The sequence below is a fragment of the Vreelandella sp. 21 genome (genome assembly GCF_050995515.1).
Classification (GTDB): Bacteria; Pseudomonadota; Gammaproteobacteria; order Pseudomonadales; family Halomonadaceae; genus Vreelandella; species Vreelandella alkaliphila.
Genome location: NZ_CP194673.1, coordinates 505133 through 526755, shown reverse-complemented (window position 1 = coordinate 526755; position 21623 = coordinate 505133). Strand labels below are relative to the sequence as shown.

Genomic DNA, 21623 nt, shown 5'->3' with positions numbered 1-21623 from the left:
AAACCTATCGTGGTTGGTGTTCCGTTAACTCTAAGACCTTAGCCTAAGCATAAGGTTCAAATGACCGATGCATTCACTGCATAAGACACAAAACGGGGTGGAAATTCCCGCTACTGACCGCATAACAAACATAATCAACGCGGGCGTATGCTAGAGAGATGGCGTGTAACAGCCAACCAAGCTCCCAGCCAGCCCAGTAGTGTACTGCAAGATAGCAGAATTGTAGAGCCTGTCACATCTAACTGCGGCAACACAAAGTTCGCTCCGTAGCTTGCCGCCAAGGCGGCAACAGGCATCGACAGCCAGTGGTTGCCAAATGCCAGCAATCCCAGCGCCAGCAGACCGCCCCCCACGCCGTACCAAGCCCCACTATAGAGGAAGGGTCGACGGACAAAGGCATGGGTCGCGCCAATGAGCATCACTACTTCGACTTCTCGTCGTCGGCTCTCAACCGAAAGACGGATAGTGTTGCCCACCACTAGCAGCACACCACAGCCGAACAACACCCCAAGCGCGAGCGCCACCCGTCGCCCAAGATCCGCCAAATGACGTAAACGCTCTACCCACGCCAAATCCACGCGCACCTCGTCTACCCCAGAGAACTCCTCCAAGCGCTGTGCCAGTTGTGCCATAGCTGCAGGTTCAACGCTCTGTGGATAAATCACAATACTGGCCGGCAGTGGATTATCTTCCAGCCCTGCCAGGGTATCTTCAATACCAAGGGACTGCTGAAACTCAACCATACCTTGCTCGGCACTGATAATGCGGGTCGTTTCGACACCTTCGTCCGCGATGACAGCCTCCTCAATGCGAACGGACTGTGCAGCGTCTACGGTCGTTTCCAAATAAACGGTGAGGGTTGCACTCTCATCCAGTTCTGCGTCTAACAGCTTAGCGCTATCCAAGGTTAACCAAAGCGCCGCAGGCAAGACTAACGCAATGGCGATGGCCAGCATGGTTAGCAAATTACCCACAGGATGGCGTACCAAGCGATAAAGGCTATCCAGTGCCATTGCACGATGATGGCGTCCCCAGGCGCGTAAGCGGCTGCTAAAACGTGTTTGCTGTGAACGTGCGCCACGCCGCTCGGCGTGTGGCTCACTGGGAGCTCTGGCCGATTGTCGCTTACCTTTGGGCGCTGCGCCTATAGGACGGGGTGTCGCGGCACGTTTCATACGGCCCCCTCATCTGCCACCAGACGACCATCTTGCAAACGCAAAATGCGGTGACGTAGTCGCGCAATCAGCGCTAAGTCGTGACTGGCAATCATCACGGTGGTGCCAATACGATTGAAGTCTTCAAACAGCGCCATAATATCGGCAGAAAGCTGTGGGTCTAAGTTACCGGTAGGTTCATCAGCAAGCAGCAGAGCTGGCTTATTAACCACTGCGCGCGCAATGCCCACTCGCTGCTGCTCGCCACCGGAAAGCTCTACTGGCAGCGCTTTTTCGCGGTGTAAAAGCCCGACCTTATCCAGTGCTGCACGAACGCGCCGCGCCGTTTCACGCGGCTCTACCCCCTGGATTTCTAGCGGCAGAGATACATTGCGGAACACACTGCGATCAAACAGCAATTGGTGATCTTGAAACACCACGCCAATTTGCCGACGATAAAACGGCACTTGGCTGGCGTGGAGCTCGGCAATGTCGTGCCCAGCCACCACTACCCGGCCACGGCTAGGCTTTTCGAGGCGCATAATCAGTCGCAGCAACGAACTTTTACCAGCACCAGAATGCCCCGTCAGGAACACCATTTCGCCTCTTGCAACGCGAAAGTTGAGGTGTGCCAGCGCATCAAAGCGCCCTCCATAGCGCTTACCCACATGTTCAAAAGCGATCATGCGCGGCCATCATCCCCTTGCCGGTCAAACAGCGCGTTAACAAAGTCATCTGCCTCAAAGGGGCGGAGATCATCCAGCCCTTCGCCTACACCAATAAAGCGAATCGGTGTTTTGAGCTGCTTCGCCAATGCGAAAATAATCCCGCCCTTGGCGGTACCGTCCAGCTTAGTCAGCGTAATGCCACTGATCGGCACGGCGTCGTTAAATGTGCTGGCCTGGGAAATGGCGTTCTGCCCTGTCCCCGCATCCAGCACCAACATCACTTCATGAGGAGCAGTACCATCCAGCTTCTGCATGACCCGATGGACTTTTTTCAGTTCTTCCATCAGATGGCTCTTGTTGTGCAGCCGTCCTGCTGTGTCGGCAATCAGCACATCCACGCCACGTGATTTAGCAGCCGCCACCGCGTCGTAAATCACAGAAGCGCTATCAGCACCCGTGTGCTGCGCAATCACCGGCGCGTTGTTACGCTCACCCCACACCTTAAGCTGTTCAACCGCCGCTGCGCGGAAGGTGTCGCCTGCAGCGAGCATGACGCTTTTACCCTCACGTTGAAAACGCTGGGTCAGCTTGCCGATAGTCGTTGTTTTACCTACGCCGTTAACCCCTACCACAAGAATGACAAAAGGCCCTTCACTCTCTTTTTCAAAACTTAGCGGCGTCGCTACCGGCGCCAGCATCAACGCCAACTCTTCTTGCAACCCGCGATAAAGCGCTTCTGGGTTATTCAGTTCTTTGCGCGAAACGCGCGCCTCAAGGCGCTCAATAATCTCGCTAGTGGCTTCAATGCCTACATCCGCCATCAGCAGCTGGGTCTCAAGATCTTCCAACAGCTCATCATCAATCTGCTTTTTGCCCAGAAACAGATCGGCAATACCGTCAGTTAGATTGGCGCGGGTTTTGCCTAACCCTGACTTAATACGAGCGAACCAGCCTCTCTTTTCGCCTTTTTCGGCCACGGGCTTCTCTTGAAGGGCCGGTTTAGGGGCAGATATTGTGGCCGGTTCTGGTTCTGGTTCTGGTTCTGGTTCTGGTTCTGGTTCTGGTTCTGGTTCTGGTTCTGGTTCTGGTTCTGGTTCTGGTTCTGGTTCTGGTTCTGGTTCTGGTTCTGGTTCTGGTTCTGGTTCTGGTTCTGGTGAAGAGGCTAGCTCAGGCGCTAGTTCTGATTCACTTGTTTGTGACTTTTCAGCGGTTTCTTCAACGGATGTACTGTGTTCCGCTGGCTCGGTTTCAGGCACTGACGTTTCTTGCACAACAGCTTCCGCCGTTGGCAAGGCCTGCTCTGTTTTATGCTCTAGCGCTGGCTCTTTGGTAGCCTCTACTTCGCCATGCTCCTCCTGAGACAGCGCCTGCTGATCTTGCTGCTCCTGTTGGGAGTCGTGCTTTTTCTTACGTTTGAAAAAACCGAACATAGGTGTCATCCGACTAAATAGGTGAACATTGCGATTATCCTACCATCGCAGACCAAGACTTTGGATAAGTAGCCCGCTACAATCCGCGTTATGAAACGACAACGCTCTTCTCGCCCTTCTACTTCTCGCTCATCGACAGCGCGGCGCGGGCCTGCCAAACCGCCGGGTAAGCTACGCATCATCGGCGGCGACTTTCGCCGCCGTCAGTTGCCTGTACTCGACCACCCAGGGCTACGGCCCACCCCTGATCGCGTGCGTGAGACCCTATTCAACTGGCTAGGCCAACACCTGTTTGGCAAACAAGTGCTGGACCTCTTTGCAGGCACAGGAGCACTAGGCTTTGAAGCCCTTTCCCGCGGCGCCAGCAACGTTACGTTTGTCGAGCGCGATTCCCGGGTAGCCGCGCTAATTAGTGAAAATATTATCACCCTTAGCACCAGTAATGGCCGAGTGGTATCTACCGATGCACTCGCTTTTCTCAACCAACCCTGCCAACAGCCTGCGGATGTCGTCTTTCTTGATCCACCGTTTCATCAAGGCTTAGCCGCTTCCTGCTGTTCCGCATTAGAAACCGGCGGCTGGCTTGCAGACGATGCCATGATCTACCTGGAAACTGAAAAGTCCCTATCTCCAAGCGTGCCCACTAACTGGCAGCTTTATCGGGAAACCCAGGCGGGCGAAAGTGCGGCTCGCCTCTATCTTCGTAAACCCGTGTAAACTGCGCTTGCCGCAATCCTGCAGCGGCGTTACGCTCGCCCAACTGAATTACGTTTTTGTCCCCGTTATGACAGGTAGTGTGCCTGTCGACGTTATTGGAGGTAGGCATGAGCCTTGAGTTATTTAACCAGCTGGAACAAAAAATTACCGACACCGTTGAGGCGTTGGAATTGATGAAGCTTGAAAACGAAGAGCTGCGTGGCGAAAACGCGCTGCTAAAGCAAGAACGTGAGGAGTGGGAGCGCCGTTTACAGGGTGTACTCAGCAAATTTGAAGACATCGAAAGCGATAGCGTGTCTTAAAGTAAGCGCGACATCAGTAACGCATCTTCTCGCCCGGCGGCACCCTGTGCAGCCGGGTAGTAACCTCGGCGCCGACCATCTTCATTAAACTCGTAGTGCTGATAAAGCGTTATCGCACGTCGGTTACTTGCCCGCACTTCAAGCAGTAAGCGTTCGCTTTGCCACTGCCTAGCACAGGCGACCACTGCGCCAAGTAGCTTGCCACCGATTCCCTGGCCTTGCTGCTGTGGAAGCACTCCAATCGCTTGAAGCTCTGCCTCAAATGGCAAACGCACCACGATGGCATAACCAAGCAGCACACCGCCAACGGACACATGGCCAACCGAAGCTGATGGTTGCCAGTAACCAATCACCTGTGAATTAGGGTCGTTTAGCGCGTCATGGAGATGCTGCGAACTTATGCCACTGTTAGCTTGCGCTTCTAACGCCTGTAACGCAGCACTGTCAGCAACGCTTAATGGGCTTATCACCGGGTGGCAACCTCAGCACGCCACTGCTGACCAAGCGACACCAGCGCGGGCCAAAGCTTACGCTTGGCACTCCCGTGCTCGGCAAGTGTCCTCAATGCAGGGCCCTGCCACACGGGCAGCGACAACGTTTGGCTGCGTTGCTGGCTAACATCCATGACCCGCGCTAAGGGGGAATCATCGGCTAGTTCATCAGTTCCCCACCACAACAGGCGTTCCAACTGCCAGCCCTGCCTACCCGCCGCGCCAGCAATAAAGGCAGCCACTCCGTCTTGCGCTTCTTCCAGCGGCTCCTCCGGCGTGAACGTATTGGCCATTGGCGGCCATTTAAAATACGTCACCGCGGGCATTTCACCGCTCAACACGCCTGCTGCCCGCAGCATATTAGCCAGCAGTTGCTGTTCAATAGGCGTTATTTCTCCCTCATGAAGGCTTAACCAGCGCCCACCAACACACATACAGGAAAGACTGAACGTAAGCGGCTCAACTTTGCTAACCGGCTTTTTTTCCTGCGTAGAATTTTCCAGTGTAGAAGCAACGGGGGCGTCGGCTGGCTTACTGGCAGGAACAGGAGGTTGGCCCAGCAACGCGCGCACTGCCGCCGGGGCCGAAGAGGATGCCGATGCCGTGTGAGTGGCAACGGGAGCACTATCACCTTTCGGTGACTGATTACGCGGGCGAGGTGCAGGTGCATCGTCCAATAGCGCGTGAAGGCGCTCTCGCGGCGGAGTAACAGCAGGCGCATCTTCCCATTCGCACGCCTCCGTAGGTCGTGCGTTAGGCAGTTGATATTTGGCTGCCCAGGCTGTTATGCCCATTGCATCCAAATACTGCCGGCGAATAACGTCTGGCGTCACTGGCCGCCGCCCCGACAGTTAGGCGAATTCGGGCGCTCGCCGCCACGTGTCTGCCACTCTTTTGGGGTGTACAGATGCAACGCCAATGCATGCACGGGCCCAGACAGCTCATCGGCGAGCAGCGCATAAATCTGCTGATGGCGCTTCACCGGCATGATGCCATCGAAGCTATCGCTTACCAGGGTGACTTTAAAGTGCGTCTCAGCGTTAGCCGGCACGTTGTGCATGTGGCTTTCATTTTCTACGTGCAGCACGTCGGGCGTTAACGCCGCTAACTTCTGCTCAATCTGTGTCTGCATCGCCATGAGTACTTTCTCCTTCAATCAGCAACCAATTTATTGTACGCCCTTACTTGCTAACAGACGATGCCCGCCGCTCAATGAGAGCACGCTGGGCTAACGCCACCCGGGAAAGACTAGCCACCAGCGCTAGCAGCGTGGTGCCAGCCCCCAGCCATAGGGTTATCTGTACAGGTGAACCCAACGCCAAGGCCGCCCCTACCAATGCCACCCCAACTGATTGTCCAACAGTACGGGTAGTGCTCATCACGCCGGATACATTAGCGCTTCGCTCAGGCGGAAGACTGCCCATCATTTCGCGGTTGTTAGGTGGCTGAAACAGACCAAAGCCGATGCCACACAAGGCGGTGCGCCACAGACTGCCTGCCACGCCGGTAGATTCATCAACGAGTGCTAGCGCTACTAATCCCATAATCAGCAGTATTAAGCCTGCGCTTGAAAGAAGACTCGGGTTGATTCTGTCAGCTAAACGACCCGCTAGGGGGCCAACCACCATAATCGCTAACGGCCAAGGGGTGAACAGCCAAGCTGTCTCCAGTGGCGAGAATCCCATCTGCTCCTGATAAAAAAACGACAGCGCAACAAACGTTAACCCCTGACCGATAAAGGCCAACCCTGACGCTGAAACAGCCAGCGTAAAGCGTTTTTCAGCAAATATACTCAGCGGCAGCAGCGGATAAGGCGCGTGACGCTGGCGTCTAATAAACAGCGCGCAAGCCAGCACCGCTATCACCGACCAGCCACCGCTTTGCCATAGCGGTGCGGCATGGCCGACTGCATCCATTGCGAGAAAGAAACTGGCTAGCATCAACATAGACAGCAGTGCACCCAGCACATCAAAGCTGCCCCGGCGTGGTTTATCTCGGGGCAACGCACGACTAGCCAACCATAGCGAACACACACCAAGCGGAACATTAAGCGCAAACAACCAGGGCCAGTCGGCAAACGAGAGGATGACGCCGCTCAACGTTGGGCCAGCTGCATAGCCACCGGCCACCACTAACGCGCTAAGGCCTAAAGCGCTACCCAATAGACGTGACGGAAAAATTGCCCGATACAGCGACGGACCGATGGACAGCGTGGCCGCTGCCCCCAACCCCTGCAAGGCGCGAAATATCAGTAGCGTTTCTAGATTACGCGAAAGCGCCGCCCCTAACGCCGCGAAAACGAAGGTGGCCAAACCAAATAAATAGAGCCGCCTGCGGGTGATCAGCTCACTTATGCCTGCGAACACTAATAAGAACGCCGCGCAGACCACTTGGAATAAATTGGTGATCCATACCGCTCTGGAGGCAGGCACATTAAGATCTGCGGCAATCGTCGGGAGGGCCAAATTAATCATGGTGGTGTCGACTACCGCCATTAGCGTGCCGGTGACGAGTGCCAGTACGGCTAGCGCACGCGCGGGCCCTGGCAAACCATCGTCACCTGCCCGAGTTTCAAACAATCGCATGGTGGTTCGTTCCTAAACTGCACCATTAAAAACAATAAAACCGGCCTGGGCCGGTTCCACAATACGCATACATCAAGACGACAATGCGCTAGTCTTGCTCATTATCGAGCAGGAGTGCGTCATCAACCTCAGAAATTTCAAGTGCGGTTTCGTCGTCAAGATCAATCGCAAGGTAGCTATGTTCAATGCGTAAAAAGTCTTGGAACAGTGACCAATCAAGCTTTTCTGGCCATTGGCGCTCATCCTCTTCCCAAGCACGCAGCTCAGTCTCTAGGATTTCTGCATAGCGCTCACGAACAAACGTCTCAAGCGCTTCAGGGGTATCCATCTCTGGGATAAGGTACACCGTACTTTCACGTTCGACGTCGTCCAGGGTCAGGTCGTCGTCTCCCATGGTGGGTTCGAGCGCATTGATCCAGTCCACGAAGGTCTGGGTCGGCCTGACGCTCAGGGCAGAGCGATTTAGCAGTTTCATGGGATTCTCCTCGCCGTCGAAACGTTGACCATTATGGGTGCTAACGGATTAGTTTGCCATCGGTGCAGACGCAATATCGATTGATTCGGTAAAATGCTGAAGAATTTTTAGCTAGCAACTCCGTTACTCACCGGCACGGCTGTTACAGTCCTATGTACAGCCCTATGCAGGATAGACCATTAGGATACGCTCAATGAATACACAGACACGACTTGAAGCGATTAAACACAGCGTAGAACAGAACGAGCTAAACTGGCCTAACGCTGACATCACTCTCGACCAAGACAACGATTCGCTGGTGTTTACGCTAAAGGACTACGGCGACTTACCTGTTACCCTGACGCATTGCGAGCAAGAGTGGTTGGTGATGACCGAAGTGGCTCCCACCAGCGCGGTTGAGAATATCCATACCTTCAACGATGCTTTGTTGCGCTTAGGCATGACCCTACCGCTAGTCAGCGTTGGCATCCACACCCTGGGTGACGAAGATTACTATGTGGTCTATGGCCAACTGTTTGCAGATTGCAAACTTGAGGCCATCAGTGCTGAAGTCGAAGCTTGCGCTCAGGCTGCATTGGAAATTGCCGATTTAATCGGTTGATTCAAATACTCACGAGTTAACGTGATCCAGGCACCAGCCAGATATCGCCTGTTGTTAAGTATCACCCTGTTGTAAGCCCCACGCGCAAGCGTCGGATTGGTTCGATTTAAGGAGTTACCCGATGTTACTACGCAAAATGTTTACCGCCCTGCGCGGCAAAGCCACTGAAACCGGCGAAGCGATTGTCGATAGTCAGGGGATTCGTATCATGGAGCAGGAACTGCGTGACGCTAAAACAGCAATGAACTGGGCCAATGAAGAACTCACAACCATAATGGCCAGGCGCAACCTTGCCGCCAAGGAAGTGGATACGCTGTCGGATAAAATGGCAGAGTATGAAAAAAGCGCCATGGCCGCGCTTGAAAAAGGCGAACAGAGCTTAGCTGAAGAAGTCGCTGGGGAAATTGCCCGCCTGGAAAGCGAGCGCGAAATCGCTCAGGCCAATGTCACCCAATACGATGGCACTATCGAAGCACTGAAATCGACCATCGCTAAATCGAAAAGTGAAATTCGCCGCGTTGAGCAGCAGATGTCCCACGTCAAGGCCACTGAAGCCGCGCAAAAAGCACAGGCTGCCGTGGCATCTCAACATGCTGGCCAAAATGCCAGCATGAACAGCGCCGTTGCCTCCCTTGAACGCATTAAAGAGCGCCAGGCCCTACAGGCTGAAAAGCTTAAGATTGGTGAATCAATGCAAGCGCAAGACTCCGGCGCTGACTTGGAAGCGCGCCTTTCCCAGGCAGGTATCGGCAAACAGCAGACGTCAGGAAGCGATGTTCTGGCTCGCCTAAAAGCCAAGCAAAATGCTGGCAATTGAGTGCTAGCGTTATTACTACCGCCTGAACGCAAGGAAGACTGACGCCATGCCAGTGCTACAACGGCTACTAAAAGTTTTAAAAGCCTCTACGATTAACGTCAGTTGGACGTTTCTGTTACTGCTGGCACTGGCACATATGGCAACCTCTTGGCTACTCATGGGGCTCTCTGGCGAAGAGGTTGCCAACTCACTGCCGTTGTGGCTGTATTTTTACGTTGTTACGGCTTCCACCGTGGGCTATGGGGACTTCTCGCCGAGTTCAACTGCTGGGCAACTGATCGCTGTGTTTTACCTGATCCCAGGCGGTATTTCGCTATTTGCTGCCCTGATTGGCAAGGCAACCGTCACGGTGGGCAACTTTTGGAGGCAGCAAATGCAAGGAAAAGGCGATTACAGCGACCTTACTGGCCACACGGTGGTGCTAGGCTGGCATGGAGAAACCACTGAAAAGATCATTGATATTCTCAAAGCTGACCGGCAGCTCCCTGATGAAATCGTGCTGTGTGTCACCAAAGACATCAACAACCCACGTCCGGGCGACTTAAAATTCGTCAAGGGTGATAGCTTCGCCAACATGGAGCTTCTCAAGCGCGCCGGCGTTGAAAACGCCAGCCGTATTATTATCTATGACGGCAGCGATGAACGCGTGGCGACTGTGGCGCTTTCCGCTTATAGCCTAAAGTCTCCTGGCTGCCATATCGTTGCCCACTGCGAAAACCCTAATACCGCAGCGATGTTGCGCCGAACATTGCCGGGCATCGAATGCACCGAGGCCCTGGCACTGGAAATGCTAGTGCGTTCAGCCACCGATGCAGGCATTAGTCGCGTCGTGAATGAGCTGCTCGCCGTAAATCATGGTGCCACTCAATATCAAACGCGGCTGCAAGATATTCCTAAAGGCAGCACATTTGGCCAATTATTCGCCCTAGCCAAGGAAGCGCATAATGCCACCTTGCTCGGCGTCACTTCCGTTAGTGGCGAGGCGAATATGCTCAACCCGCCCTCCACCCGTGAGCTAAGCGACGGCGATGTGCTGTATTACATGGCCTATGATCGTCTGACGCCGGCACATTTTTCATCGCTGCTGGCATGACATCCTACCGTTTCATGGAGGTTCATCACCATGCTTGGTTCACTTAAATCACTGTTTCGTGCCAACAGTAAAGGCGTGCAGCAAAAGCATGCCAGCGAAACCGCCCAACGCTCTAGCGGCCTACCCGTCGGAATGACCCCAGACGACTTCAACGGTCTTCGACTTGGCGGTATGGTGTCACTCAATATGCTATCGCTGAAGGCGTTCGACAGCCTGAATTTTGATGCCAGTTGGAGTGGCGCAGCGCAGGAAATAGCCGCGATTGGCGTCGTCGAACTTGGCCAGGGCGAACAGCTCGCGCGCTTTTATCTGGAAAACGACACCTGGATTCAAGCCTCCATTGCTAACGGCAAGGTGTTTGAATACAAACTGTTCGATTTCCTGTCGTCACAACATGTTTCTAATCTTGAATTTGATGGTCTGATCAATCAGCCGGATAGCCAGGCACCCGCTCATCCACTCGGCCAGAGCAGCTTTACGCTGGAAGCAGACGACGACATTCCAGACGACCTTAAACGCTATCAACGCGTATGGGGCGCTGAAAGCAGCGCATGGTCAGCCCCGGTAGTGCTTGAGGAAACGGTGACTCGCGCTAATGGCAGCGGAATTTCCCAAGTCACGCACCACTGCATGCTCTATGAGCGCCAAGATCAGGCCTCAGAGCGCTTTGAATATATCCTACTCAGTGCTGAAGCCGATGAGCTGGAAGGCAGTTATCAATTAGTCACCAGCCTGGGAATCGATATCAGCGCAGTGATTATCGAAGCGCATTGATGGTCACCTGAAAGACTCACTGATCACTATTCCCAGCTTCTGCTCACCACGTACGATTTACCACTCACGATTAACGACTAAAAAAGGAAACGATAATGGGCAATATCGGTATGTACTTGGCAGGCCTGCCAGCGTTTTTCGCCTACCTGATCACCGCCGCCATCCTACTGGTAGCGTTCATGGTCGCGTACAGCAAGATTACCCCGCATCATGAATGGAAACTGATCCAGGAAGGCAACGCCGCAGCGGCAACCGCTTTTGGCGGCGCTACCTTAGGCTTTACCATACCGCTCTATAGCGCTATGGCGAACAGCGTGAGTTTCATTGATTTTATCGCCTGGGGCATCATCGCCTTTATCGTGCAGATCGTTACCTTCTTTGCCATCAAGCTGGTGTTGAAAAGCAAAGGGCAGAGCCTTTCCGGACATATTACCGATGGCCACGTCGCATACGGTATTTTCGCGGCAACTATCGCTATCGCGGTTGGCCTGCTCAACGCAGCGTCCATGATCTGGTAAGGGGAGACTTTCATGCAATCATCTAACCAGCCACCGCGCCGCAAGCGCAGTTCTCGGCTAACCCTGGCCTTGATGGGCGCGGCCGGTACAGCCGCGTTAGCCGGCTGTGGGCAGTCATCTCCGCCGCAGGACACTCTATCGGACGTCAACTTCTCCGAACCTAAGGCCTACCAGAACATAGACGAGTGCGTAGCAGACGAGCTTTACACGCGTACCGCCTGTGAAGCGGCGTTTACGGCAGCCGTTGAAGCGGTTCCGCGCTTTGACTCCTTAGAAGCTTGCGAACAGGTACATGGCGAAGGTGCCTGTGAGCCCCCTCCCCAATCAGCTCAACAGGGGCAAGGTGGCAGTTGGTTTGGTCCCGCGCTGATGGGCTATATGGTTGGCAACATGATGGCCAACCGCAATGGCGCACGGGTACAAAGCCTGTATCAGGAACCGGTCTACCGTACCCGCCAGAATCGCGGCGACTGGAATGCTGCGTCGTCCTCTGCTTCTACACGGGTGGACCAACGTAACCAGGCCTTCCGCTCATCGGTTATGCAGTCCAACCAACGGGCAACTCAACGCTCTGGGTTCGGTTCGCGCTCCAGCGCACGGGGTGGATTTGGCTCCTAAGCTAACCTCCGTTCGCTTACTATCTTTCGACGCACTCACCTGCGCCAGCAAGGAGCCGTTTTATGTTGCGCGTTGCCATTACTGAACGCCCTCAATGGCGCGAACTGGCGCACCAGCTAGGGTTTCACTTCCATACCATAGAAGGGGAGCCCTACTGGACCGAGGATGCCTATTACCAGTTTACGCTGGCCCAGATCGAACAAGACATTGAAGATCCCACCGAGGCGCTACACGAGATGTGTATGGATGCCGTTGACCGGGTCTGCCAGTCTGATGCCCTGCTTCACCAGTTAAATATCCCTGAACAGATGTGGGGTGTTATTCGTGCCTCCTGGCGTAATGGCCAGCCCCACCTCTATGGGCGGATGGATTTTGCCTATAGCGGTAATGGGCCTGCCAAACTGCTAGAGCTTAACTACGATACGCCCACCAGTATTTACGAGGCGGGCTTCTTTCAGTGGCTGTGGCTTGAACAGGTGATCGAACAGCGCCTGCTGCCTGCCCACGCCGATCAATTCAATTCGATTCAAGAACGCATGATTGCTGCTCTCGTCCACATCGGGCAGCGCCTTGAACGCGATCCACCAGCCTCTCCGGCACTGCACTTCGCCTCCATCAAAGCCCATGAGGAAGATCGCGCCACTGTTGCTTACCTGCAGGACTGTGCCCTACAGGCGGGACTGAATGCCCCCTTTATCCATATCGAAGACATCGGCTATCAACCCAACACCGACCACGGCTGTTTTGTTGACCTGGAAAACCGGCCCATCCGCGCACTGTTTAAGCTCTACCCCTGGGAAGAAATGAGCGATGACGCTTTCGGTGAGCTGCTGCCCATGATGCAAACCCACTGGTTCGAGCCTCCGTGGAAAGCCATCCTCAGCAATAAGGGCATCCTGCCGTTGCTATGGCAGTGGCATGAAGGCCATCCCAACCTGTTACCGGCGTATTTTGACACCAGTGATGGCACGTCGCTGACACCCGGCTGGGTGCGCAAACCATTTTTCTCTCGGGAAGGTAGCAATATTGAGCTGATAACCACGAGTGGCCAGTACGAAGCCGTTGATGGCCCCTATACCGACAACCCGCGTATTTTGCAGGCCTACCACCCGCTGCCGCGCTTTGGCGAGCGGCATGCCCTGATCGGCAGTTGGGTAGTCGGTGACAAGGCGTGCGGCATTGGTATTCGTGAAGACGTTGGCAAAATCACCAAAGACTCCAGTTGCTTCGTACCGCACGCAATTGTCTAGAGCTTGTCAGCGTTACTCGCTGGCTTCGGGGCGCATCGCTGGGAACAGCAGTACGTCCCGAATAGAGGGGCTGTCGGTAAACAGCATTACTAAACGGTCAATACCAATTCCTTCACCCGCCGTTGGCGGTAAGCCATACTCCAACGCGCGCACGTAGTCGGCGTCAAAATACATCGCTTCCAGATCACCGGCATCTTTTTCGGCGGCCTGTTCGCGGAAACGTTCAGCCTGATCTTCGGCGTCATTAAGCTCCGAGAAGCCGTTGGCAATTTCTCGGCCACCGACAAAGAACTCAAAACGGTCGGTAACAAACGGGTTAGCATCGTTACGACGCGCCAGCGGGCTAACTTCTGCGGGGTATTCAGTAATGAACGTCGGCTGGTCCAGCTTGTGCTCGGCCACTTCTTCGAAGATCTCGGTCTGAACTTTACCCAGCCCCCAGCTCTCCTTCACTTTAATGCCCAGCTTTTCTGCAACCGCTTGTGCGGCTTCCAGCGTATCCAAATCCGCATCGGTGATGCCGTCGCCATGATCAAGAATCGCTTGGCGTAGTGTTAGGCGTTGGAACGGCTTCCCGAAGTCATAGCTAGCGCCTTGGTACTCGATCGTCGTGGTGCCCAGCACTTCTTGGGCCGCCGTGCGCAGCATGGCTTCGGTCATATCGAGCAGATCACGATAATCCGCGTAGGCCCAATAGAATTCGACCATGGTGAACTCAGGGTTATGTCGCGTAGATAACCCTTCGTTACGGAAATTACGGTTGATTTCAAACACCTTCTCGAAACCACCCACCACCAGACGCTTGAGGTAAAGCTCTGGTGCAATACGCAGATACATATCAATATCCAGCGCATTATGGTGAGTAATAAATGGCCGCGCTGCCGCACCGCCGGGGATCGGCTGCAGCATCGGCGTTTCAACTTCCATAAAGCCGCGAGCTTCAAAGAAGCGGCGCATGGAGCTGATTACCGCCGCGCGAGTTTCAAATACCTTACGCGACTGCGGGTTCATGATCAGGTCTACGTAGCGCTGGCGATAACGCGCTTCCTGATCGGTCAGGCCGTGGAACTTATCCGGCAGTGGACGCAGGCTCTTGGTCAACAGCTGCGCTTCTACCATCATCACGTACAGGTCGCCCTTACCCGACTTGTGTACTGGGCCACGGGCAGCGACGATATCACCGATATCCCACCCTTTGATGTCCTCAAGCACGTCAGCAGGCAAGCCCTTTTTATCTACGTAGAGCTGGATTTGGCCGGCCACATCTTGGATCACGATAAACGGGCCACGCTTACGCATGACGCGACCAGCCACCGATGCTTGATGATCAAGCGTTTCAAGCTCCGCTTTATCCTTTTCGCCCAGCAGGTTGTGTAGCTCAACCGTGAGGCTGTCACGGCGAAAATCGTTCGGGAAAGCACTCTTACCTTGCTCAGCGGCGCGCTCACGGCGAGCCGCAAGCTTGGCACGGCGCTCGGCGATTAGGTGGTTTTCGTTATCGAGAGAAGACGCGTCTTGGTTAGCCATCGGGCACCCTGTTCAATGTTCAAACGCTAAAAAGATGACGAACCCCCTGATTAACTATTGCGCTTGGCCATACTGCGTTAAAAATCGCCTCAAAATGCTCATTTACAACCCGTAAACTGCGCTTTTTCGTTGATTTTTGCCTTGTCTGGTCTGCGCTCATCACATTAATCAGAGGCTTCTTACAAACCCTGCTTCAGGCTGGCGACGATAAACTGATCTAAATCGCCGTCGAGCACTTTGTCGCAGTTGCTAGACTGAACGCCGGTGCGCAGGTCTTTGATGCGTTGATCGTCCAGTACATACGAGCGAATTTGGCTGCCCCAGCCGATATCGGCTTTAGAGTCTTCCGCTTCCTGCTTGGCCGCATTGCGCTTTTGCATTTCGTGTTCCCACAACTTGGCCTTCAACTGCTTCATGGCGAAGTCGCGGTTGGCATGCTGGCTGCGTTGATTCTGACACGCCACCACAATGCCGGTCGGCTCGTGGGTGATCCGTACTGCTGAGTCGGTGGTGTTAACGTGCTGGCCACCCGCACCGCTAGAGCGATAGGTGTCTACCCGCAGGTCAGAGGGATTAATTTCAACCTCAAAGCTGTCGTCAATTTCCGGCGACAAAAATACCGATGCAAACGACGTATGACGGCGGCCGCCGGAATCAAACGGGCTTTTACGCACTAGACGGTGCACACCAGTTTCAGTGCGCAACCAGCCAAAAGCATAGTCACCTTGAATATGCAGCGACGCCGATTTAATGCCTGCTACTTCACCAGCAGAAATTTCGATAATCTCTGCTTTGAAACCGTGGCTCTCCGCCCAGCGTAAGTACATACGCAGCAGGATATTCGCCCAGTCTTGAGCTTCGGTACCGCCCGACCCAGACTGAATATCCAGATAGGCATTATTCTCGTCCATTTCACCGGAAAACATGCGGCGAAACTCAAGCTTTTCCAGTGCCGCTTGCAGACCATCGAGCTCTTTGCGCACTTCATCGACGGTGCCTTCGTCATCTTCCATTTCCGCAAGCTCAAGCAAGTCGCGGCTATCAGCCAAGCCTTGGTCGAGCTCATCGATGGTGGCCACGATGGCTTCAAGCGATGCCCGCTCTTTACCCAGCTTTTGAGCATAGTCTGGATCGTTCCAGACATTAGGGTCTTCAAGTTCGCGGGAGACTTCTTCTAGCCGATCTTTGCGTTCGGCATAGTCAAAGATACCCCCTAAGAACGTCTGTCCGCTCAGACAGGTCCTTGATCTGGTTATGTATCGGATTTGTTTCCAACATGGACGTCTCGGCTAACTTTGCGGTGGAAAAGTCGCACAGTGTAGCGAAATTGGCCGCTAACAGCCATCAACAACGACGCTATCGAAACCCCGTATAGCTGCATGCGTAATTTCTGATGGACGCTCTCTTTCTCTCAATGCTAGTACTTAATTAGGAGGCTTTCACCTAAGTAATAGTTGTGAGTCGCAAATAGCAGCATGAAAATAATAATGGAGTCATTTACATGCAACGTTCCCGCACTCTCGCCATCCCGATGGCACTGGCGTTTACCATTGGCATTACTGCCCCACTTCAGGCGGATACACTCCGCATCGCCATCATGGGCGAGCCAGCCTCTCTTGATCCACATAAAATTAGTGGCACTTGGGAAAATGACGTTGTCGGCGATCTTTTTGAAGGACTTGTGACTGAAGCAGCCGACGGCACACGCATCCCCGGCGCTGCAGAGTCGTGGGAAATATCCGATGACGGCACGGTGTACACTTTCACATTGAGAGACGATGCAAAATGGTCTGATGGCGAACCTGTCACCGCCGATGACTTTACGTTTGCCTTTCAGCGTATTTTAACGCCAGCCACTGCCGCGGATTACGCTTACCTGCTTTATCCGATTAAAAATGCCGAAGCCGTCTATACTGGCGAAGCTGATCCCAGCAGCTTGGGTGTGGAAGCCCTAACCCCCTCGACCTTGCAGATTACGCTTGAGCGCTCAACGCCTTACTTCTTAGACCAGCTTTCTCACTACACCGCCTACCCAGTCCCTAGTCATGTAGTCGAGGCATACGGAAACGAGTGGTCTCGCCCTAGTAACATGGTGTCCAACGGTGCTTTCCAGCTACAAGAGTGGCAGTCGCAAACGCGCATCACAGCAACGCGCAACCCCTACTTCCACGACGCTGATAACGTAGCGCTGGACGAAGTTGTCTATCTTCCAATCGAAGAACGCAACACGGCATTAAACCGCTTTCGAGCGGGTGAGATCCATATTGCCCGGGACTTCCCTACTCATCAGTATGGCTGGCTGATGGATAACCTCCCAGAGGCTGTTCAGGTCGCTCCCTATCTCGGCATCTATTACTACGCGTTTAATGCCCGTGATGGGCATGCAACGGCTGACCCACGTGTCCGAGAAGCCCTCAGTCTAGCGGTTCGTCGCGACGTCATTACCGATCAAATTCTGGGCACCGGCGAGCAACCTGCTTACAGCTTCGTTCCACCAAGCGTTAACCACTATTCAGCACCGACTGCCAGCTTTACCGAGCTTTCCCAGGAGGAGCGTCTACAGCGAGCACATGAACTGCTTCAAGAGGCAGGCTACGGTCCCGATAACCCGTTAGAACTCATGCTGCGCTATAACACTAGCGAAGATCACCGCAAAGTGGCCATCGCCATTGCTGCCATGTGGAAGCCACTCGGCGTAGAGGTGGATCTCTACAACGCAGAGGTTGCGGTTCATTACTCTGACATCCGTCAGGGAGACTTTGACGTCGCTCGGGCAGGCTGGATCGGCGACTATAACGACGCCCAAAACTTTTTGAGCTTATTGGAAAGCGATGTATCGAATAACTACGGCGCTTACAGCTCGCCCGAATTTGATACTTTGATGAATGAAGCCGCCAATACCCAGGACATGGATGCTCGCGCTGAGCTGATGGCCGAAGCGGAGGCTATTGTTTTAGAGGACAGTGCAACGCTGCCCATCTACTACTACGTATCGCGCAACCTAGTCAGCCCCGACCTAGTCGGCTGGGAAAGCACGATTGAAGATATCCATCGCTCACGCTGGATTCGCTTCGACCATTAATTCCCTTCTAATCGGCGCTTTATTAACCACGACTTAATGCCGTTACTTCCTCGGGCTGCGTGCCCGAGGAGCGAGGCCCAATCATGCTCAGCTATACCCTAAAACGCATACTTCAGGCGATCCCTACCCTGTGGGTCGTGATCACCCTCTCTTTCTTTTTAATGCATCTGGCTCCAGGTGGCCCTTTCGACGGCGAGCGCCAGCTTCCCCCGGAAATAGAAGCCAACCTGATGGCCTCATATGGCCTGGACAAACCCGTCTGGGAGCAGTATTTCACCTACATGGGAAACCTACTGCAAGGAGACCTTGGCCCTTCATTTAAATACAAAGACTTCTCGGTCACCGAGCTAGTTGCCCAAGGGTTTCCTGTTAGCCTTGAGCTAGGCCTATGGGCAATTAGCCTGGCGCTCCTAATAGGCATTCCTTTGGGTGTTATCGCGGCGCTAAAGCGCAACTCATCCGTTGACTACATGGTGATGGGCACAGCGCTGGCTGGTGTCGCCATCCCCAACTTTGTCATTGCCCCCATGCTGGCGCTGGTGTTCGGTGTATTTCTAGCCTGGTTACCGGTCGGCGGCTGGAATGATGGTCACTGGAAAAACCTGGTTCTTCCCATTGTGGCGCTCTCAATTCAGCAGATTGCTTACATCGCACGGATGATGCGCGCCAGCATGATCGAAGTGCTGGGCAGCCATTTCATCCGCACAGCCCGTGCCAAGGGGCTCAGTGAGAGCGAGGTGATCTTTCGTCACGCCCTGCGTCCGGCAATGCTCCCCGTGATCTCCTATTTAGGGCCCGCCATTGCCGGCATCATTACCGGTTCGGTGGTGATTGAGCAGATCTTCGGCATTCCTGGCATTGGACGCTACTTTGTCCAAGCTGCGCTCAATCGTGACTACACCTTGGTGATGGGCACCGTGGTTTTTTATGGCGGCCTGATTGTGCTTTTTAACCTAATCGTCGACTTACTCTACTCGGCCCTGGATCCGCAGATTCGCTATGATAATGAATAACACAACGCTGACAGCTCCCGCCGTCGGCAACAGTCTAGCGCGTGACGCTTGGCGACGGCTTCGCCAAAACGGTGCAGCGACAGTCAGCCTCGTGCTCCTCGCCGTCATTTCCTTAGTCTGCTTCGTGGGCCCCTGGCTAACGCCTTGGGCATTGGACGAAGTCGATTGGAACGCTTTTTTGGCGCCACCCAGCATAGAAAGCGGCCACTACGCAGGCACTGACTCTAATGGTCGTGACCTCCTGACTCGCGTTTTCTATGGGGGGCAAATTTCACTCTCCGTCGCTTTGGTTGCCACCCTTGTATCCCTGGTGATCGGTGTGCTTTACGGAGCGATTGCGGGCTACTTCGGCGGTCGCATCGACAACCTAATGATGCGGTTTGTCGACATCATGTACTCACTGCCATTTATGTTTATGGTAATCCTGCTGATGGTGGTGTTTGGGCGCAACATTCTGCTGATCTACGCGGCTATTGGTGCCGTTGAGTGGCTCGACATGTCGCGCATCGTGCGCGGACAAGTGCTCGCCTTAAAGCGCCGTGAGTTTGTTGAAGCTGCCCATGCATTAGGCGTAAGTAGCTTCAAAATCGTCACGCGCCATCTGATTCCCAATGCCATCGGACCGGTGATCATCTATGTCACCCTAACGGTGCCCAAGGTCATTTTGCTGGAAAGCTTTCTCTCTTTTCTGGGGCTAGGCGTTCAAGAACCGTTGACCAGCTGGGGTGTGCTGATTAGCGAAGGCAAAGACATGATGGAAACGGCCCCGTGGATGCTTATTGTACCCTCTGCGTTTCTCGCTATCACACTGTTGTGCTTAAACTTTCTAGGGGACGGTCTGCGTGACGCCCTGGACCCTAAGACGCGCTAGGAAAATGCACGGAGGCTTCATGTCCCAACCACTACTGGAGTTTGACCGTTTACGAGTCGACTTCGACCTCCCCGATGGTACCGTTACCGCCGTCAACGACGTTAGCTTTACCATTTATCAGGGCGAGACACTTGCTTTAGTCGGTGAATCTGGCTCCGGCAAGTCGATCACATCAACCGCCGCCATGGGGCTGCTGCCCGAATTGGCGCGCGCCTCAGGCTGTATTCGCTGGCATGGCGGCGCTGGCGATGAAGACTTGCTAGCGGTCAGCCGCCAGCGCCTGCGGGCCATCCGTGGCAATGAGATCTCGATGATCTTCCAAGAGCCCATGACATCGCTCAACCCAATGCACCGCATTGGGAGGCAAATCCGTGAAGTGCTGCATAAACACACAGCCTTGCGGGGAAGAAGCTCTCACCAGCGGGTACTTGAACTCCTCGCACAGGTGGGCATTCCGGAGCCGGAACGCCGCATCGAGAGCTATCCCCATGAGCTGTCAGGAGGCCAGCGCCAGCGGGTGATGATTGCCATGGCACTGGCCTGCGAGCCCAAACTGCTGATTGCCGACGAACCGACCACCGCCCTTGATGTCACTGTGCAAGCACAGATTCTTGCGCTCCTTAAAGACCTTCAAGCTCGCTACGGCATGGCTATTCTGTTCATCACCCACGACCTTGGTGTTGTCAGACATTTAGCAGATAGCGTTTGCGTGATGCAGCAAGGCAAAATAGTAGAAGCGGGAAAAACTGACACGCTATTTCAATCGCCCCAGCACTCTTACACCCAAATGCTTATCGCCGCCAATCCAAGCGGACGAAAAGAAGCTGTCCCAAACTCAGCCCCCGTGCTTCTGAAAGCGCAAAACATTCATGTTCGCTTTCCTATCAAAAAGCGCCTTTTTGGCCCCAACCGCTATTTCGAAGCAGTGAAAAATATCGACCTAACACTGCGGCGAGGGCAAACCCTAGGCATTGTTGGCGAATCGGGTTCAGGAAAAACTACGTTAGGCCGTGCGCTTCTTCGGCTGGTGAAAAGTAGCGGCGATATCTGCTTCGATGACATCGACGTAGCTCGCCTTGACCGCGCTGGAATGCGGCCGCTAAGGTCGCGTATGCAGGTGGTTTTCCAAGACCCCTTTGGCTCGCTTTCACCCCGTATGACCATAGGTGACGTTATTGGCGAAGGATTACGTGTTCACCAACCGCTGTTACGCCGAGCCGAACGCGATACCCTCGTTATCCAAGCCTTAGAGGAAGTCGCTCTAGACCCTGCCCACCGACACCGTTACCCACATGAGTTCTCGGGTGGACAGCGCCAAAGGATTGCAATCGCCCGAGCCCTGGTCGTCAAACCCGAGTTCCTGCTGCTTGACGAACCCACCTCTGCTCTAGACCGCTCGGTTCAAATGACCGTCATTCAGCTACTACGTGACTTGCAACAACGTCACGGGCTGACTTACCTGTTCATTAGCCATGACCTCGCCGTCGTGCGTGCGCTCGCTGATGAAGTGATTGTGATGCGGCAAGGTGAAATCGTCGAGCAACGTGATACCGCCTCGCTATTCAACGCTCCTCGTCAAACCTATACCCGCGAACTGATGCGCGCCGCCTTCCTGGAAAGCAGTGCATAGCTGCTCA

General features: G+C 54.3%; 23 protein-coding genes. 13 read left to right on the top strand and 10 right to left on the bottom strand.

What is annotated here, in order from left to right; all coding sequences use genetic code 11:
* Positions 1-134 precede the first annotated feature (134 nt).
* Genes ftsX through ftsY form a run of 3 tightly spaced genes read right to left on the bottom strand, consistent with a single transcriptional unit; the run spans position 135 to position 3252 of the window.
* Entirely contained in the window at positions 135-1175 is a 1041-nt protein-coding gene (gene ftsX / locus ACN06F_RS02460; protein WP_433924598.1) for a permease-like cell division protein FtsX, read from the bottom strand.
* The gene (gene ftsE / locus ACN06F_RS02455) at positions 1172-1840 is read right to left on the bottom strand and encodes a cell division ATP-binding protein FtsE (protein WP_038481059.1); all 669 of its coding nucleotides are present in this window, start codon (positions 1838-1840) and stop codon (positions 1172-1174) included. The genes ftsX and ftsE overlap by 4 nt, the downstream gene beginning before the upstream one ends.
* On the bottom strand, positions 1837-3252 hold the full coding sequence (gene ftsY, locus ACN06F_RS02450; protein WP_433924597.1) for a signal recognition particle-docking protein FtsY: 1416 nt from the start codon (positions 3250-3252) through the stop codon (positions 1837-1839). The genes ftsE and ftsY overlap by 4 nt, the downstream gene beginning before the upstream one ends.
* 90 nt (positions 3253-3342) lie before the next feature.
* On the opposite strand from ftsY, the gene rsmD reads away from it, so the two are divergent.
* Both rsmD and zapB read left to right on the top strand, forming a co-directional pair.
* Entirely contained in the window at positions 3343-3969 is a 627-nt protein-coding gene (gene rsmD, locus ACN06F_RS02445) for a 16S rRNA (guanine(966)-N(2))-methyltransferase RsmD (protein WP_038481054.1), read from the top strand.
* Positions 3970-4076: 107 nt separating this feature from the next.
* A complete protein-coding gene (gene zapB / locus ACN06F_RS02440; RefSeq protein ID WP_038481051.1) occupies positions 4077-4271 on the top strand; it encodes a cell division protein ZapB in 195 nt (64 codons plus the stop codon).
* Here zapB and ACN06F_RS02435 read toward each other — a convergent pair.
* The 5 genes from ACN06F_RS02435 to ACN06F_RS02415 form a co-directional block, all read right to left on the bottom strand.
* A complete protein-coding gene (locus ACN06F_RS02435) occupies positions 4268-4741 on the bottom strand; it encodes a GNAT family N-acetyltransferase (protein WP_038481048.1) in 474 nt (157 codons plus the stop codon). The genes zapB and ACN06F_RS02435 overlap by 4 nt on opposite strands.
* Positions 4738-5595: a hypothetical protein gene (locus ACN06F_RS02430; RefSeq protein WP_038481044.1), complete on the bottom strand. Its 858-nt coding sequence runs from the start codon at positions 5593-5595 to the stop codon at positions 4738-4740. Before ACN06F_RS02430 ends, ACN06F_RS02435 begins: the two co-directional genes overlap by 4 nt.
* Positions 5592-5900 (bottom strand): BolA family protein, encoded by a 309-nt coding sequence (locus ACN06F_RS02425; protein ID WP_038481041.1) that lies wholly within the window; start codon positions 5898-5900, stop codon positions 5592-5594. The genes ACN06F_RS02430 and ACN06F_RS02425 overlap by 4 nt, the downstream gene beginning before the upstream one ends.
* Positions 5901-5943: 43 nt before the next feature.
* Positions 5944-7347: an MFS transporter gene (locus tag ACN06F_RS02420; RefSeq protein WP_231658278.1), complete on the bottom strand. Its 1404-nt coding sequence runs from the start codon at positions 7345-7347 to the stop codon at positions 5944-5946.
* Between the two features lie 88 nt (positions 7348-7435).
* The gene (locus tag ACN06F_RS02415; RefSeq protein ID WP_038481035.1) at positions 7436-7822 is read right to left on the bottom strand and encodes a hypothetical protein; all 387 of its coding nucleotides are present in this window, start codon (positions 7820-7822) and stop codon (positions 7436-7438) included.
* A gap of 193 nt (positions 7823-8015) precedes the next feature.
* Between ACN06F_RS02415 and ACN06F_RS02410 the strand changes: the two genes are divergently transcribed.
* The 7 genes from ACN06F_RS02410 (at position 8016) to ACN06F_RS02380 (ending at position 13493) form a co-directional block, all read left to right on the top strand.
* Positions 8016-8423 (top strand): DUF2170 family protein, encoded by a 408-nt coding sequence (locus ACN06F_RS02410; protein WP_038481032.1) that lies wholly within the window; start codon positions 8016-8018, stop codon positions 8421-8423.
* 121 nt (positions 8424-8544) lie between these two features.
* Positions 8545-9240 carry a PspA/IM30 family protein gene (locus ACN06F_RS02405; RefSeq protein ID WP_433924596.1) on the top strand — a complete coding sequence of 232 codons (696 nt, stop codon included), beginning with the start codon at positions 8545-8547 and terminating at the stop codon, positions 9238-9240.
* A gap of 46 nt (positions 9241-9286) precedes the next feature.
* Entirely contained in the window at positions 9287-10333 is a 1047-nt protein-coding gene (locus ACN06F_RS02400) for an ion channel (RefSeq protein ID WP_038481025.1), read from the top strand.
* A 30-nt stretch (positions 10334-10363) separates the two neighbouring features.
* Positions 10364-11107 carry a DUF2491 family protein gene (locus ACN06F_RS02395; RefSeq protein WP_038481022.1) on the top strand — a complete coding sequence of 248 codons (744 nt, stop codon included), beginning with the start codon at positions 10364-10366 and terminating at the stop codon, positions 11105-11107.
* Between the two features lie 95 nt (positions 11108-11202).
* Positions 11203-11625 carry a DUF350 domain-containing protein gene (locus tag ACN06F_RS02390; RefSeq protein ID WP_009724104.1) on the top strand — a complete coding sequence of 141 codons (423 nt, stop codon included), beginning with the start codon at positions 11203-11205 and terminating at the stop codon, positions 11623-11625.
* 12 nt (positions 11626-11637) lie between these two features.
* Positions 11638-12243 carry a DUF1190 domain-containing protein gene (locus ACN06F_RS02385; RefSeq protein ID WP_287706785.1) on the top strand — a complete coding sequence of 202 codons (606 nt, stop codon included), beginning with the start codon at positions 11638-11640 and terminating at the stop codon, positions 12241-12243.
* A 62-nt stretch (positions 12244-12305) separates the two neighbouring features.
* Complete coding sequence (locus tag ACN06F_RS02380) at positions 12306-13493, top strand: glutathionylspermidine synthase family protein (protein ID WP_433924595.1); 1188 nt, start codon at positions 12306-12308, stop codon at positions 13491-13493.
* 12 nt (positions 13494-13505) lie between these two features.
* Here ACN06F_RS02380 and lysS read toward each other — a convergent pair whose 3' ends face one another.
* Entirely contained in the window at positions 13506-15020 is a 1515-nt protein-coding gene (gene lysS / locus ACN06F_RS02375; RefSeq protein WP_038481011.1) for a lysine--tRNA ligase, read from the bottom strand.
* Positions 15021-15199: 179 nt separating this feature from the next.
* Positions 15200-16298, bottom strand: a protein-coding gene (gene prfB, locus ACN06F_RS02370; RefSeq protein ID WP_174412712.1) for a peptide chain release factor 2 whose coding sequence is annotated in 2 segments (ribosomal slippage) — positions 15200-16222 and positions 16224-16298 — 1098 coding nt in all. Because the reading frame shifts where the segments join, the coding sequence is not laid out codon by codon here.
* 223 nt (positions 16299-16521) lie between these two features.
* On the opposite strand from prfB, the gene ACN06F_RS02365 reads away from it, so the two are divergent.
* The 4 genes from ACN06F_RS02365 (at position 16522) to ACN06F_RS02350 (ending at position 21616) form a co-directional block, all read left to right on the top strand.
* Positions 16522-18102, top strand: coding sequence for a peptide ABC transporter substrate-binding protein (locus ACN06F_RS02365; RefSeq protein ID WP_038481005.1), 1581 nt, complete (start codon positions 16522-16524; stop codon positions 18100-18102).
* 83 nt (positions 18103-18185) lie between these two features.
* Positions 18186-19115, top strand: a complete 930-nt coding sequence (gene oppB, locus ACN06F_RS02360) for an oligopeptide ABC transporter permease OppB (protein ID WP_038481002.1) — start codon at positions 18186-18188, stop codon at positions 19113-19115.
* Complete coding sequence (locus tag ACN06F_RS02355) at positions 19108-19986, top strand: ABC transporter permease subunit (protein ID WP_038480999.1); 879 nt, start codon at positions 19108-19110, stop codon at positions 19984-19986. The genes oppB and ACN06F_RS02355 overlap by 8 nt, the downstream gene beginning before the upstream one ends.
* Positions 19987-20005: 19 nt before the next feature.
* Positions 20006-21616, top strand: a complete 1611-nt coding sequence (locus tag ACN06F_RS02350) for an ABC transporter ATP-binding protein (RefSeq protein WP_038480996.1) — start codon at positions 20006-20008, stop codon at positions 21614-21616.
* Positions 21617-21623: the final 7 nt, after the last annotated feature.